The sequence below is a fragment of the Pseudomonas sp. B21-012 genome, from assembly GCF_024749305.1.
Taxonomy (GTDB): Bacteria; Pseudomonadota; Gammaproteobacteria; order Pseudomonadales; family Pseudomonadaceae; genus Aquipseudomonas.
In genome coordinates this window covers 4,421,007-4,434,484 of record NZ_CP087197.1, presented here as the reverse complement: position 1 = coordinate 4,434,484, position 13,478 = coordinate 4,421,007, and the positions used below count along the sequence as shown (strand labels likewise).

The 13,478-nt window shown below is 64.2% G+C and carries 14 protein-coding genes; 3 read left to right on the top strand and 11 right to left on the bottom strand.

Annotated features, from left to right (window positions below):
- The 4 genes from LOY37_RS20230 to LOY37_RS20215 all read right to left on the bottom strand — a co-directional run bounded on the left by LOY37_RS20230 (nucleotide 1) and on the right by LOY37_RS20215 (nucleotide 3,614).
- Entirely contained in the window at nucleotides 1-798 is a 798-nt protein-coding gene (locus LOY37_RS20230) for an ABC transporter permease (RefSeq protein WP_093380368.1), read from the bottom strand.
- Nucleotides 785-1,618: an ABC transporter permease subunit gene (locus tag LOY37_RS20225; protein ID WP_258717215.1), complete on the bottom strand. Its 834-nt coding sequence runs from the start codon at nucleotides 1,616-1,618 to the stop codon at nucleotides 785-787. The genes LOY37_RS20230 and LOY37_RS20225 overlap by 14 nt, the downstream gene beginning before the upstream one ends.
- A gap of 5 nt (nucleotides 1,619-1,623) precedes the next feature.
- Entirely contained in the window at nucleotides 1,624-2,430 is an 807-nt protein-coding gene (locus LOY37_RS20220; protein ID WP_093380371.1) for an alkaline phosphatase family protein, read from the bottom strand.
- 119 nt (nucleotides 2,431-2,549) lie between these two features.
- Nucleotides 2,550-3,614 carry an ABC transporter substrate-binding protein gene (locus LOY37_RS20215; RefSeq protein ID WP_093380373.1) on the bottom strand — a complete coding sequence of 355 codons (1,065 nt, stop codon included), beginning with the start codon at nucleotides 3,612-3,614 and terminating at the stop codon, nucleotides 2,550-2,552.
- Nucleotides 3,615-3,904: 290 nt separating this feature from the next.
- Between LOY37_RS20215 and phnR the strand changes: the two genes are divergently transcribed.
- A complete protein-coding gene (gene phnR / locus LOY37_RS20210; protein ID WP_093380376.1) occupies nucleotides 3,905-4,618 on the top strand; it encodes a phosphonate utilization transcriptional regulator PhnR in 714 nt (237 codons plus the stop codon).
- Here the strand turns inward: phnR and LOY37_RS20205 are convergent.
- The 7 genes from LOY37_RS20205 to minC all read right to left on the bottom strand — a co-directional run bounded on the left by LOY37_RS20205 (nucleotide 4,615) and on the right by minC (nucleotide 11,181).
- Complete coding sequence (locus LOY37_RS20205) at nucleotides 4,615-6,774, bottom strand: mechanosensitive ion channel family protein (RefSeq protein WP_258715597.1); 2,160 nt, start codon at nucleotides 6,772-6,774, stop codon at nucleotides 4,615-4,617. The two genes, phnR and LOY37_RS20205, sit on opposite strands and share 4 nt — an antisense overlap.
- A 48-nt stretch (nucleotides 6,775-6,822) precedes the next feature.
- Entirely contained in the window at nucleotides 6,823-6,987 is a 165-nt protein-coding gene (locus LOY37_RS20200) for a hypothetical protein (RefSeq protein WP_176794228.1), read from the bottom strand.
- 119 nt (nucleotides 6,988-7,106) lie between these two features.
- On the bottom strand, nucleotides 7,107-8,396 hold the full coding sequence (locus LOY37_RS20195) for a M18 family aminopeptidase (protein WP_045195457.1): 1,290 nt from the start codon (nucleotides 8,394-8,396) through the stop codon (nucleotides 7,107-7,109).
- Between the two features lie 114 nt (nucleotides 8,397-8,510).
- On the bottom strand, nucleotides 8,511-9,146 hold the full coding sequence (locus LOY37_RS20190) for an RluA family pseudouridine synthase (protein WP_093380382.1): 636 nt from the start codon (nucleotides 9,144-9,146) through the stop codon (nucleotides 8,511-8,513).
- Between the two features lie 108 nt (nucleotides 9,147-9,254).
- The gene (gene minE, locus LOY37_RS20185) at nucleotides 9,255-9,509 is read right to left on the bottom strand and encodes a cell division topological specificity factor MinE (protein WP_010224188.1); all 255 of its coding nucleotides are present in this window, start codon (nucleotides 9,507-9,509) and stop codon (nucleotides 9,255-9,257) included.
- A gap of 3 nt (nucleotides 9,510-9,512) precedes the next feature.
- The gene (gene minD / locus LOY37_RS20180) at nucleotides 9,513-10,325 is read right to left on the bottom strand and encodes a septum site-determining protein MinD (RefSeq protein ID WP_045195453.1); all 813 of its coding nucleotides are present in this window, start codon (nucleotides 10,323-10,325) and stop codon (nucleotides 9,513-9,515) included.
- Between the two features lie 97 nt (nucleotides 10,326-10,422).
- Entirely contained in the window at nucleotides 10,423-11,181 is a 759-nt protein-coding gene (gene minC / locus LOY37_RS20175) for a septum site-determining protein MinC (RefSeq protein ID WP_408980670.1), read from the bottom strand.
- Between the two features lie 112 nt (nucleotides 11,182-11,293).
- Between minC and LOY37_RS20170 the strand changes: the two genes are divergently transcribed.
- Both LOY37_RS20170 and LOY37_RS20165 read left to right on the top strand, forming a co-directional pair.
- A complete protein-coding gene (locus LOY37_RS20170) occupies nucleotides 11,294-12,226 on the top strand; it encodes a lipid A biosynthesis lauroyl acyltransferase (protein ID WP_045195451.1) in 933 nt (310 codons plus the stop codon).
- An 88-nt stretch (nucleotides 12,227-12,314) separates the two neighbouring features.
- On the top strand, nucleotides 12,315-13,472 hold the full coding sequence (locus tag LOY37_RS20165; RefSeq protein ID WP_258715595.1) for a patatin-like phospholipase family protein: 1,158 nt from the start codon (nucleotides 12,315-12,317) through the stop codon (nucleotides 13,470-13,472).
- The last annotated feature ends 6 nt before the right edge of the window (nucleotides 13,473-13,478 follow it).

The window sequence follows — 13,478 nt, the reverse complement described above, 5'->3', positions numbered from 1 at the left end:
TCAGGACTTGTCCTTGTTCAGGCGGTTGGCTGCCCAGGTCAGCGCCAGCACGAAGAGGAAATAGGAAACCACCAGGGCACTGTTGAAGTGGCCACTGCTGTTACGCATGTTGTTGAGGTACACCTGCAGGGTCTCGTAGCGGGTGCCGACCAGCAGGTTGGCGAACACGAACTCGCCGAACAGGAACGAGAACGACAGCAGCAAGGCCACCATCAGGCCCTTGCGCAGGTTTGGCAGCACCACCAGGAACGCCGCCTGGAAGGTGCTGGCGCCCAGCAATTGGGCGGCGTCCATCAGGTCGCGCAGGTTGATCGCCTGCAGGTTGTTGGTGATTGCCCGGTACATGAACGGCAGGGCCACGGTGAAGTAGCAACCGATGAGGATCCACGGCGTGCCGACCATGGCCATCGGCCCCGAGCCGTAGAGCTGCAGCAGGCCCACCGACGACACCACCGGCGGCACCGCGAAGGGCAGCAGGATGAGGATGTTCATCAGCGCATCGAGGCGCGGGAAGTGGTAATGCACCACGAACAGCAGCGGCAATATCAACAGCACCGACAACAGCAGGGCGCCGACACACACCAGCAGCGACTGGCCGAAGGCGGCGAGAAAGCGCGGGTCGCTCCACAGCGCCAGGTACCACTTGAAGGTCAGGCCGCTGGGCAGCAGGCTCGCCGACCAGCTGGTGGCCAGCGAGTAGAGCAGGGTGCCGGCCAGCGGCAGCAAGAGGATGATGAACAGCAAGTAGACCACCAGGCGGTGGTACAGCGACGAGGTGCCCGGTTCAGCGCGCGACATGGTAGCTCCGCTTCAATAGCCATTGGTGGACGAAGGTCACCAGGGTCATCAGCCCGACCAGGATGATCGCCAGGGCGCTGGCCAGGTTCGGATCCAGCGAGATGTCGCCGGCCACCAGCGCGGCGATGCGGATCGGCAGCACGTTGAAGTTGCCGGTGGTCAGCGCATAGACCGTGGCATAGGCGCCCAGGGCGTTGGCCAGGAGGATCACGAAGGTGCCCAACAGCGCCGGGGTCAGCACCGGCAGGCCGATGTGCCGCCAATATTGCCAGGCGCCAGCGCCGAGCAGCTCGGCGGACTCGCGCCAGTCTTCGCGCAGGGCGTCGAAGGCCGGGTAGAGCAGCAGCACGCCGAGGGGGATCTGGAAATAGGTGTAGAGGATGATCAGCCCGGTCTTGGAGTAGAGGTTGAAGTCTTCGATGATCCCGGCCTGCTTCAGCAGCATAGTCAGCGCGCCGTTGAAGCCGAGCAGGATGATGAAGGCGAAGGCCAGCGGCACCCCGGAGAAGTTGCTGGTCATGTTGGCGAAGGCGTTGACGAAATCGCGCAGGCGCGAGTCGACCCGGCGCAACGAGTAGCTGCCGAGGATGGCGATGAGGATGCCGAACAGGCTCGACCAGAAGCTGATCTCCAGGCTGTGCTGGATCGCCTGGCGGTAGAACCTGGAACTGAATATCTTGCTGAAATTGTCCAGGCCCCAGCTTGATTCCACCTGCACGCTGTGGAACATGACCCAGGCCAGCGGGGCGATCTGGAAGATGATGAAAAACACCGCGAAAGGCACCAGGCAGAGCAGGGCCAGCCATTTGCCGCGCTTGATCGAATTCACTTGAGCAGCTCCCGGCACACCGGCTTGTCGTGGGGCACGCCGAGCAACTCGCAAATGGTGCCACACAGTTCGGTCTGCAGCGGCTTGGCCGCCGGGTCGAGGCTGAACGCCTGGCCAAAGACGAACAGCGGCACTTCGCGCTCTTCGGCCAGCAGGCCGTTGTGCGAGCGGTCGTTGTTCATGCCGTGGTCGGCGGTCACCAATACCTGATAGCCCTCTTCGAGCCAGGTGCGCAGGTAATCGGCCAGAAGGATATCGGCGCTGCGCGCGCTGTTGCGGTACTGGCTGCTGTCCAGGCCGTGGCGGTGGCCGGCGTCGTCGATGTTCATCGGGTGCACCAGGAGAAAATTCGGTGCATGACGGCGGCGCAGGTATTCGGCGTCGGCGAACAGGTGCGAATCGGGGTAGTGGTCGGCGTAATAGAACAGCCCGTGCTGGATCGGCAGCTTGGGGGCGTGGGTGTGGCGGTCGCGCAGCGGGTCGAAGGGCGAGCGGTTGTACAGCTCGCTCATCCAGTGATAGGCCGCCGCGGCCGTGCCCAGGCCGGCCTCGCGAGCGTAGTGGAACACGCTGCGCTGGTTGGACAGGCGGTTGACGTTGTTGTGGACGATGCCGCTGTCGATCGGCGCGACCCCGGTGAGGATGCATTCGTACAGCGGCCGTGACAACGACGGCAGCTCGCATTCGACCCGGTAAAGCGCCGCACGGTCGGCTTCGACATAGGCATGCAGATGGCCCATGGCGTGGTGCGCGACCTGATGGTTGAGGCCATCGAGCAGGACCAGGATGACGTTGTGGTTCATGGTATCTCCGGGTTATGTGGTGGCCGCATCGCGGGTCAAGTCGGATCGCCGCACCGCCGCTCCCACAGGGATCTCCGTGGGAGCGGCGGTGCGGCGATCCGACTTGACCCGCGATGGGTTCACTCCATCTCGATGATCACTTGCTCCTGCCACTTCTGCGGCAGGGCCTTGGAGGTCGCTTCCCAGGCTTCGGCATTCTTGATCGGCTGCGCGGCGCTGTACTGCTCGTTGGGCAGCAGTTTGGCCTGTACCTCAGCCGGCAGTTTCAGGTGCTCGGCACGGATCGGCCGGGCATGCCCCTTGGCCAGGTTGATCTGCCCGGCATCGCTGAAGATGTACTCGCGGGTCAGCTTGGCGGCGTTGGGGTTTTTTGCGTACTTGTTGATGATGGTGGTGTAACCGGACATCACCGAACCGTCAGACGGGATCAGCACCTCGAAGCGTTTCGGGTCGATCTGCTGGCGGTAGCTAAGGCCGTTGAAGTCCCAGACCACGCCGACTTCGATCTCGCCCTTCTCCAGGGTCTGGATGGTCGGGTTGGCCAGCGACAGGCGTTTTTGCTGGGCCAGCTTGGTGAACAGCTGCAGGCCCGGTTCGATGTTACTCTCGTCACCTTTGTAGGCAATGGCAGCGGCCAGTACGCCGTTGGCGGCCTGGGCGGCGGTGCCGACGTCACCGATGGCGACCTTGTACTTGCCCTTTTCCAGGTCATGCCAGGTTTTCGGGATGTCTGCCTCCTTCACCAGTTGCTTGTTGATGATGAAGGCAATGGTGCCGGTATAGGCCAGGGCCCAGTGGCCGTCTTTGTCCTTGGCCCAGTCCGGGACCTGCTCCCAGGTGCTTGGCTTGTACGGCTGGGTCACGCCCTTGGCCACCGCGATCGGGCCGAAGGCGGCGCCGACGTCACCGATGTCGGCGCTGGCGTTGTCTTTTTCGGCGTCGAACTTGGCCACTTCCTGGGCCGAGCTCATGTCGGTGTCCATGTGCTTGAGGCCGTATTTTGTCGCCAGGTCGTCCCAGGTGCCTTTCCAGTTGGCCCAGGCATCGGGCATGCCCACGCTGTTGACTACGCCTTCCTTGCGGGCGGCGTCCTCGAGGGCCTTGAGGTCAGTGTCGGCGGCCATGGCCGCTGTGCACATCGCGATACTCGAGCCTAACAGTGACGCCAGAAAAAGCTTTTTCATCCGAAGCTCCTTGATGGGTGCCGTACAAAACGCAAAAGGTGTTGTTGGACGTTGTTGCGGTTCGGTTGGTCTAGGTCAGCAATACCTGAGCCAAGGTAGGCCTGTTGCATGACAATTTGATGTCCAGGCATTGCCCCGGCCGGGCTTTTGCCCCTGGAAATCAAGCGTAGACCACCCTCACTGTCATCTGGCATTCATCTGCAGTGCCTAGGCTTGCACTATTCTCATAGCCCTACGGCGCCAGATTGGGGCGCTACCGGGGCTGGACTAGTCCAGATAGGTAACCTTTGATGCAGCCACTGCCACCGCGAGCAGTAACAGCCATCTGTCATGCCCTGCAGGAGCAGATCGAGCATGGCCTCCTGTCGCCCGGCTGCAAGCTGCCGGCCGAGCGCAAGCTTAGCGAGGTGTTCGACACCACGCGTATCACCTTGCGTGAGGCGCTGGTGCAACTGGAGGCGCGGGGTTTGATTTACCGCGAGGAACGCCGCGGCTGGTTCGTCGCGCCCGAGCGCCTGACCTACGATTTGATCGAGCGCAGCCACTTTCATGCCATGGTCCGCGAGCAGGGCCGCGAGGCGCGTACCGAGTTGTTGTCGGCGCGCCTGCAGCCAGCAGCGGCAGCGGTGTGCGCGCGGCTGCAACTGGCGCCGCTGTCGAGCGTGATCCAGATCTGCCGGTTACGCCGGATCGATGGCCGGGCGGTGCTGTATGCCGAGCACTACCTGAACCCCGAGTACTTTCCGGGCATTCTTGATCATGACCTGAGCCGCTCGCTGACCGAGCTGTATGCCGGCCACTACGGCATCGAGTACGGACGGGTGCGCTTCGAGATCCTGCCGACCGCCTTGCCGGTAGCGGCAGCGCTGGCGCTTAAAGTGTCGGCCGGTAGCCCCGGCCTGCACATTACCCGGGTCAACAGCGACCAGCACGGGCGGCTGATCGACTGTGACCTTGAGTACTGGCGCCATGACGCGATCCGCATCAAGGCCCAAGCCGGTTAGGACTTGGCCGCGCTTTCGCTGAACGGTGTGTTGGCGTCGGCGGTGATCACCTGCACGCTCAGGCGCGGGGTGGCCAGGTCCAGGCCGGATTCGTCGAGCTGGCGTTTGAGCGCCAGGTTGAAGGCTCGCGACACTTCCCACTGCTTGATCGGCGCGGTCTTGAAGCGCGCACGCAGGATCGCCGAGCCCGACTCGAAACTCTCCACCCCTTGCAGCTCCAGCGGCGACCAGATGTTGCGGCGCATCAGCGGGTCGTTGCGCATCTTCTGCCCGACATCGCGGATCAGGGTGATTGCCTGGTCGATGTTCATGCTGTGCGGGATGGCCACGCGAAAGATCGCATAGCCGAACTCGCGGGAGTAGTTCTTGATGCTCTTGATCTCGCTGAACGGGATGGTGTGGACGATGCCGTCGATATCGCGCAGGCGCACGGTACGGATGGTCAGGCCCTCGACCGTGCCCAGGTGGCCGCCGACATCGACGTAATCATCGATGGCCAGGGAGTCTTCGATGATGATGAACAGCCCGGTGATCAGGTCGGCGACCAGCGATTGCGCGCCAAAACCGATGGCCAGGCCGATGACACCGGCACCGGCCAGCAGCGGGGTGACGTTCATGCCCATGTTGGCCAGGGCGACGATCACCGCAATGATGAAGATCGTCACGAACAGCACGTTGCGGATCAGCGGCATCATGGTTTGCGCGCGGGCGTTGGCCAGGCCTTTGCGCGAACGGGTCAGGGCGTGGTGCACGGCGGTGTCGGCGAGAATCCACACCAGCCAGGCGGCGATCAGGGTGCCGGCCAGGCCGAACAGGCGCACCGCCACCTCATGGCCTTCGCCCTCGGTGAAGGTGATCAGCGAAAAGCCCCAGACGCGCAAGCCAAGTTCGATGAACACCAGCCAGATGCCCAGGTGCACCAGGGTGTAGCCAAAGCTGCGCAAGCGCTCCGAGTACACCGCCTGGCGGCGGTTGGCCCGTTGCGGCTTGAGCCCGTGGCGACGGACCAGGCCGTTGATGACCATGCACAAGATCAGCAGCACCGTGCACATCAGTGACTGGCGCAGGGCAGTGCTGGTGTCGCCGGCGGAAATGAACGTGGCAAACAGCGAAATCGCCACCAGCACCAACGCCGGCAGGTACCAGAAGGTGCCAAGGATTTCGATGGTGTCGCTCAAGGCCCGGCGGGTCAGCCGTCGTGACAGCGGCTGGTTGCGGATCAGGTGGGCGATGGGTCGGCGAAAACGCAGGATGAACAGCCCGGAAGACAACCCGGCAAGGATGTTGGCCAGGGTCGCCAGGGTGTGCGAGAGGTGATCGCCCAGGGCACTGGCCATGCGCGGGTCGTTCATGGCCTCGCCGAAGGCGGCGAAGCTGCCGATCAGCCACAGCGGGCGGAACGCCTGATGGCGCAGGATGTACAAGGCGCGGTGGCGGTGCGGGCCGTCAAGCAGGGAGAAGGCGATGACGCAGATTGCCGAGAAGCAGGTACCGACCACCAGCGCGTAGGCCAGGACCATGGCCATCGACTTGCCCAGTGACGAGGGCAGGGCAAAGCTCAGGTACACGGTGATCACCAGCGCCACCAGCCAGGGCCCGAGCTTGCGCAAGGCGAAGCGCACCAGGTCCCAGGTGCGCGGGTGTTGTGGCAGTTCTTCGGTCAGGCCAAAGCGCAGCCGGACCTGGTGGCCGACCCAGTTCAGGGCGTAGGCCAGCAGGCTCCACAGGGCGATGATCGCGGCAAAGCCGAAGAGGATCGGCGGCCATTCGTGCCAGGGCACCAGGCGGGCGTCGAGCTCGATCTGCGCCAGCTCCAGCTCGCGGGTCCAGCGGTTGAACGGGCTGGCCTCACCGCTGAACTGTTTTTCCAGCTCGCCGAAGGTCGTGCCGATCAGGCCCAGTACGCCTTGTTCGGCGCTGGGTTGCGCCTGTTTGGTGCTGTCGCGCAGCTTTTTCAGGTCGGCCAGCAGCTTGGCCCGCTGCTGGTCGTTTTCCAGGCTCTTGATGACTTCGTCCAGTGACTGGCCCAGGGGTTCGCTAGCTTCGGGCTGGGCCTTGCTGCCGCCACCGAGCAGGCCCGGCAGGCCGGCGGCGTGCGCGGGCGCAACGAAGAGCAAGGGCAGGAGCAGGAGAAAAACGCGGAAAAAGACAGGCACCGGACAATCAACCTCAAAACGATCAATCGCCCGAGTGTAGTGTATTTGTCAGTTGAGTTTCTCGAGGATCTTCCAGCACATGATGCCGATCATGCCCAGGGTGCCGACCCACATCATCAACACGCCGATATTGCGATCGCGCAGGTTGAAGCCTACGGTCAGCAGGATCAGGCCGGCGATGACCGGAAGGAACAGAGAGGCAAAGGCTGACATGCGGCAAGGTCCTTACTTGAGAGTTATGGCTCAAGCATAGCGGGATTCGCCGGCGAGGGGTTGATCGGGGTCAGGCTGGCGGGCCTCATCGCGGGTCGACTTGACCCGCGATGCTTTCATCAAGGCAAATCGCGACTGCGATAGAACGCCGTCAGCACTTTCACCAGGTGCGCCAGGTCCTGGCTGCCGCACAGCTCGCGGATCGAGTGCATGGCAAAGGTCGGCAGGCCGATGTCGACGGTGCGCACGCCCAGGTGGCTGGCGGTGATCGGGCCGATGGTCGAGCCGCAACCCATGTCGCTGCGCACCACGAAGCTTTGCACTGGTACTTCCTCGGCCATGCACAGGTGGCGGAAGAAGCCGGCGGTTTCGCTGTTGGTGGCGTAGCGCTGGTTGTTGTTGACCTTGATCACCGGGCCGGCATTGAGCTTGGGCCCGTGATTGCCGTCGTGCTTCTCGGCATAGTTGGGGTGCACGCCGTGGGCGTTGTCGGCCGAGACCAGCAGCGAGCGCTGGATCGCGCGGACGAAGTCGTCGCCGTCGGGCAGCAGGCGGCGCAGGGTCTGTTCGAGCATCGGCCCGTCGGCGCCACAGGCCGAGCAGGAACCCACCTCTTCGTGGTCGTTGCACACCAGCACGCAGGTTTCATCGCTGTCGGCGTTGAGCAGCGCCTGCAGGCCGGCATAGCACGACAGCAGGTTGTCCAGGCGTGCGCCGGCGATGAACTCGCCATGCAGGCCAATCAGGGCGGCGCTCTGGGTGTCGTAGAAGCTCAGTTCGTAGTCCAGCACCACATCGGCGTTCAGGCCGTGCTCGCGGGCCAGCTGGTCGGTAAGCAGGGCACGAAAATCGACGCGCTCATCACCAGCCACCTGGGCCAGGATTGGCGGCAGCTCGGTCTGCGGGTTGATCGCCCAGCCTTCGTTGGCGGTGCGATTGAGGTGGATCGCCAGGTTCGGGATCACCGCGATCGGCAGCTTGAAATCGACCAGCTGGCTTTCGACCTTGCCGTCACGGCGGAAGGTTACCCGCCCGGCCAGCGACAGGTCACGGTCGAACCACGGCGCCAGCAGGGCGCCACCGTAGACTTCCACGCCCAGCTGCCAGAAGCCCTGGCGCTGCAGTTCGGGCTGCGGCTTGACCCGCAGGCACGGGCTGTCGGTGTGGGCGCCGACCAGGCGGATGCCGTCGAGCAGCGGCGAGTGACGGCCGAGCTTGAAGGCGATGATCGAGGAATCGTTGCGGGTCAGGTAGTAGCGACCGCCGGCCACGGTGGCCCAGCTGTCGCGCTCGTCCAGGCGCTGGTAACCGGCGGCATCGAGGCGCTGGGCCAGGGCGGCGGTGGCATGGAACGGCGTAGGGGAGGCCTTGAGGAAGTCGATCAGGCCTTGATTCAGTGCATCGCGCATAGGTCACTCCAGACAGCAGTGGCGGCATTTTAGCGGGTGAGCTGCAAGCTGCAAGCTGCAAGAGGCGGCGCAACTCAATGCAGGGTGACTGCTTGAAGCTTGCCGCTGGCGCCGTCAAAACGGCGCCGGACACTCGAAGCGCAACCGCTCCCCGGACACCGGGTGGGTAAAACTCAGCATGCTTGCATGCAGGCACAGCCGCTCATGGGCCGCCAGCGCCTCGGGGCAGGCATACAGGCGATCGCCCAGCAACGGATGACCGATCGACAGCATGTGCACGCGCAACTGGTGCGAGCGCCCGGTGATCGGCGTCAGCTCGACCCGGCAATGATCGCCACAGCGCTCGACGATGCGCCAGAAGGTCAGGGCATGCTTGCCCTGCTCATGGTCGACCACGTGCCGTGGCTTGGTCGGCGGGTCGTAGCGCAGCGGCAGGTCGATGCTGCCGCTGTCGAGCTGCGGCTGGCCCCAGCACAGTGCGGTGTAGGCCTTCTCGGTTTCGCGGTCGTGGAACTGCCGGGACAGTTCGCGATGACTGTCGGCGTCGCGGGCCAGGAGGATGATCCCCGAGGTTTCCCAGTCCAGGCGGTGGACGATCAGGGCATCGGGGTAGCCGTTTTCCTGCAGGCGGGTGATCAGGCAATCCTTGTTGTCTTCGGCCCGGCCCGGCACGGACAGCAGCAGGGTCGGCTTGTTGATCACCAGGATGGCGTCATCTTCATGCAGGATGTGTACGTTGGACAGCGGCATTGCGTGTTCCAAAATAGCTGTGGGAGCGGGCTTGACCCGCGACGCGATATGACTGGCAGATCGCAATCGCGGGTCAAGCCCGCTCCCACAGGGTGCCCGAAAACGCTATCAGCGATCGGGCAGGGTGATGTTGAGTTCGAGGATCGAGCAGCTGCCCTGGTTCTCCAGAGCGACCTGCACATCATCGGAGCCGATGTTGACGTACTTGCGGATCACTTCCACCAGTTCCTTCTGCAGGGCTGGCAGGTAGTCCGGAGTACTGCGCTGACCGCGCTCGTGCGCCACGATGATCTGTAGACGCTCTTTCGCGACCGAGGCGGTGCTTACTTTTTTGCTGGCACGAAAGAAGTCAAAAAGGTTCATTGGTTAGTTGCCTCCAAACAGGCGCTCGAAGAATCCCTTCTTCTTCACATCAAGGAACCGATGTTCCACGTTTTTGCCCAGCAGGCGGTCAACGGTATCGCTATAGGCCTGGCCAGCATCGCTCTGGTCGTCAAGGATGACCGGTACGCCCTGGTTGGATGCCTTGAGCACCGCCTGGGATTCAGGGATCACGCCCAACAGGGCCACCGAGAGGATTTCCTTGACGTCTTCGACGCCGAGCATTTCGCCCTGGCTGACGCGCTCCGGGTGGTAGCGGGTGATCAGCAGGTGTTCCTTGATCGGGTCTTCGTTGCGTTCGGCGCGGCGCGATTTGCTCGCCAGCAGGCCCAGCATACGGTCCGAGTCACGTACCGAGGAGACTTCCGGGTTGGTCACGACGATCGCTTCGTCAGCGAAGTACATGGCCAGGTGGGCGCCTTTCTCGATACCGGCCGGCGAGTCGCAGACCACGTATTCGAAGTCCTCTTTGAGCTGCATCAGGACTTTTTCCACGCCTTCCTGGGTCAGCGCGTCCTTGTCGCGGGTCTGGCTGGCGGCCAGCACGTAGAGGTTCTCAAGGCGCTTGTCCTTGATCAGCGCTTGCTGCAGGTTGGCTTCGCCGTTGACGACGTTGACGAAGTCGTACACCACGCGGCGTTCGCAGCCCATGATCAGGTCGAGGTTACGCAGGCCGACGTCGAAGTCGACGATGACAGTCTTGTGGCCGCGCAGTGCGAGGCCGGTACCAATAGCGGCGCTGGTGGTGGTCTTACCCACACCACCCTTGCCGGATGTAACCACGAGAATCTTGGCCAAGGTGTTTCACCCCTAAAGAAAAGGACGTCGAGTCCCAAAAAATACAAAAAACGGCAACATCGAAAAAAGTTGCGCAGAAAATGGCGGCAAGTATCCGTTAAAGACGGGTGATGTTCAACACGTCACCGGACAGGCTGACCTGTACCCCGGCCCCCCACAGCGGATCGCGGCGCAGGTCTTCGGAGACCTTGTATTGCCCGGCGATCGAGACCATCTCGGCGGTCAGCTGCTGGCAGAAGATCCGCGCCCGGGTATTGCCCTTGATCCCGGCCAGTGCCCGCCCACGCATTGCACCGTACACATGGATGTTGCCATCGGCGAGAAGTTCCGCGCCCGGGCTGACCGACGACACTACTACCAGATCGCCACCCTGAGCGTAGATCTGCTGGCCGCCGCGTACCGGGGTGGTGATGATCTTGGTCGGGCGGATGGCCGGCTCCGGCGCCACCACGGGGGCGGGCGCAGGCTCGGGCTTCTTCACTTCCGGCTCCGGCTCCAGCGGCCGCTCACGGGCACCTGAGGGCGGCAGCACCGGCAGGTCGATGGCGATCGCCGCGGCAATGTCTTCGATACGGCTGGCGCGGATGGCCAGGGTGCGCAGGCCGTGATGGCGGCAGACGCGCATCAGCCCGGGCAGGTCGACCGCGCCTTCGCCGGCCGGGAGCTTGTCCAGGGCCAGTACCAGCGGGGTATTGCTGAAGAAATTCGGCGCCTGGGCGACCTTGGCCGCCAACTGCCGGTCGAGGCCTTCGAGGTTGTTCCTGGCGAGCTCGAGCACGGTAATGGCGAGCATGCTGCCCTTGAGCTGGAACACGGGGTCTTGGTCTGGCGTTTGGGTTTGGCTCATGGTCTGCATTAGGGCGGCTTGTTACGAAAAAGTGCCCAGACTTATAACGAGAACACCGGTTGGCCGCAACCCGTGCCGAACCGTTGTAGAATGCCCGGCCCTTGTCTTTCCGGAATCTTTAATGGATCGCCCGCGTTTTCGTCGTTACTTTCTGCACCCGCGCTTCTGGCCGCTGTGGCTGGGCCTGGGCCTGCTGTGGCTGATCGTGCAGCTGCCGTACCGGGCCTTGCTGGTGATCGGCCGTGCCCTGGGGGCGCTGATGTACCTGGTGGCCGGCGAACGCCGCTACATCGCGGCGCGCAACCTGGAACTGTGTTTCCCCGAGCTACCGTCCGTCGAACGGCAGCGCCTGCTCAAGGAAAATTTCGCTTCCACCGGCATCGCCTTCTTCGAAATGGCCATGAGCTGGTGGTGGCCAAAGGCCCGGTTGGCGCGCCTGGCGCACATCGAAGGGCTGGAGCACCTGCAGGCCGCCCAGCGTGATGGCCAGGGTGCCATCCTCATGGCCCTGCACTTCACCACCCTGGAGATCGGCGCCGCACTGCTGGGCCAGGAACACACCATCGACGGCATGTACCGCGAGCACGGCAACCCGGTGTTCGACTTCATCCAGCGCCGTGGCCGCGAGCGGCACAACCTCGATTCGCTGGCGGTAGAGCGCGAGGACGTGCGCGGCATGCTCAAGCTGCTGCGCGCCGGCCGTGCCATCTGGTACGCACCCGACCAGGACTACGGCGCCAAGCAGAGCCTGTTCGTGCCGCTGTTCGGCATCGAAGCGGCGACCGTCACCGCCACCACCAAGTTCGCCCGCCTGGGCAAGGCACGGGTGATCCCCTTCACCCAGCAGCGCCTGGCCGATGGCAGCGGTTACCGGCTGGTGATTCATCCGCCGCTTGCGGACTTCCCTGGTGAGACCGAAGAGGCCGACTGCCTGCGCATCAACCAGTGGATCGAAACGGCGCTGCGCGAATGCCCGGAGCAGTACCTGTGGGCGCATCGGCGCTTCAAGTCGCGTCCGCCGGGGGCGCCGAAGCTCTACGAAAAACGGCGTTGAGGCTATCGCGGGTCAAGCCCGCTCCCACAACTATCTGTGGGAGCGGGCTTGACCCGCGGTGAATTCACCAAAAATCCAGGAAGGTAAAATGGCTGAACCGATCACCGGCTTGATCCTCTCTGGCGGCGGCGCCCGCGCCGCCTACCAGGTCGGGGTGCTGGCCGGCATTGCCGATCTGCTGCCGCCCGGTGCCGCCAACCCCTTCCCGGTGATCGTCGGCACCTCGGCCGGCGCCATCAATGCCGTGACCCTGGCCAGCGGCGCCACTCATTTTGCTGACGCGATCCGGCGCCTGACCAGTTTCTGGCAGGGCTTTCGCAGCCATCAGGTACTGCGCAGCGACTGGCCCGGGGTGATCCGCCAGGCCAGCCGCTTCGTCGGTCACAGCCTGCTTGGTCTCGGCGCGCCGGTTCCGGTGGCGCTGCTCGACAGCTCGCCGTTGCGCACACTGCTCAGCCAGCACCTGGACCTCAACGGCATCGACCACGCCATCGAGCAGCAGCACCTGCGCGCGGTGGCGGTGACGGCTTTTGGCTACGAGTCCGGCCAGGCGGTGACCTTCTACCAGGGCAAGGGCGCCATCGACCCCTGGCTGCGCCACCGGCGTATCGGCCTGCCGACCCGCCTGAGCGTCGAGCACCTGCTGGCCAGCTCGGCGATCCCCTTGCTGTTCGCTCCGGTCAAGCTCGGTGAGGAATTCTTCGGTGATGGCGCGGTGCGCCAGTCGGCGCCGATCAGCCCGGCCCTGCACCTGGGCGCCAGCCGCGTGCTGGTGGTCGGGGTCAGCGGCAACCCGCAGCGGCCCCATGAAGGCGAAATGCGCCAGCGCATCTTCAGCGGCCAGCAGCCGAGCCTGGCACAGATCGGCGGGCACATGCTCAACAGCACCTTCATTGACAGCCTGGAAGACGATATCGAGCTGCTGCAGCGGCTCAACCACCTCAGCCACCTGATGCCCGAACACCTGGAACGCCGGCGCCTGGGCCTGGCACCGGTCGAGGTGCTGGTGGTCGCGCCCAGCCAGCCGCTGGACGAGATCGCCGCCCGCCACCGGCGTGAGTTGCCGGCGGCGCTGCGGCTGTTTCTGCGCGGCCCGGGGGCGACCAAAACCAGCGGCGCCGGGGTGCTCAGCTACCTGCTGTTCGAAGCCGGCTACTGCAGCGAACTGATCGAACTGGGGCGCCGCGACGCCCTGGCCAAGCGCCGCGAGCTGTGCGGCTTTCTTGGCCTGCCGGCGCCCAACTGAGGGCGC

Excerpts from the sequence above, each read along its gene's own strand:
- LOY37_RS20230 (WP_093380368.1), bottom strand. The coding sequence starts at position 798 with ATGTCGCGCGCTGAACCGGGCACCTCGTCGCTGTACCACCGCCTGGTG.
- LOY37_RS20220 (WP_093380371.1), bottom strand. The coding sequence starts at position 2,430 with ATGAACCACAACGTCATCCTGGTCCTGCTCGATGGCCTCAACCATCAG.
- LOY37_RS20215 (WP_093380373.1), bottom strand. The coding sequence starts at position 3,614 with ATGAAAAAGCTTTTTCTGGCGTCACTGTTAGGCTCGAGTATCGCGATG.
- phnR (WP_093380376.1), top strand. The coding sequence starts at position 3,905 with ATGCAGCCACTGCCACCGCGAGCAGTAACAGCCATCTGTCATGCCCTG.
- LOY37_RS20200 (WP_176794228.1), bottom strand. The coding sequence starts at position 6,987 with ATGTCAGCCTTTGCCTCTCTGTTCCTTCCGGTCATCGCCGGCCTGATC.
- LOY37_RS20195 (WP_045195457.1), bottom strand. The coding sequence starts at position 8,396 with ATGCGCGATGCACTGAATCAAGGCCTGATCGACTTCCTCAAGGCCTCC.
- LOY37_RS20190 (WP_093380382.1), bottom strand. The coding sequence starts at position 9,146 with ATGCCGCTGTCCAACGTACACATCCTGCATGAAGATGACGCCATCCTG.
- minE (WP_010224188.1), bottom strand. The coding sequence starts at position 9,509 with ATGAACCTTTTTGACTTCTTTCGTGCCAGCAAAAAAGTAAGCACCGCC.
- minC (WP_408980670.1), bottom strand. The coding sequence starts at position 11,181 with ATGCAGACCATGAGCCAAACCCAAACGCCAGACCAAGACCCCGTGTTC.
- LOY37_RS20170 (WP_045195451.1), top strand. The coding sequence starts at position 11,294 with ATGGATCGCCCGCGTTTTCGTCGTTACTTTCTGCACCCGCGCTTCTGG.
- LOY37_RS20165 (WP_258715595.1), top strand. The coding sequence starts at position 12,315 with ATGGCTGAACCGATCACCGGCTTGATCCTCTCTGGCGGCGGCGCCCGC.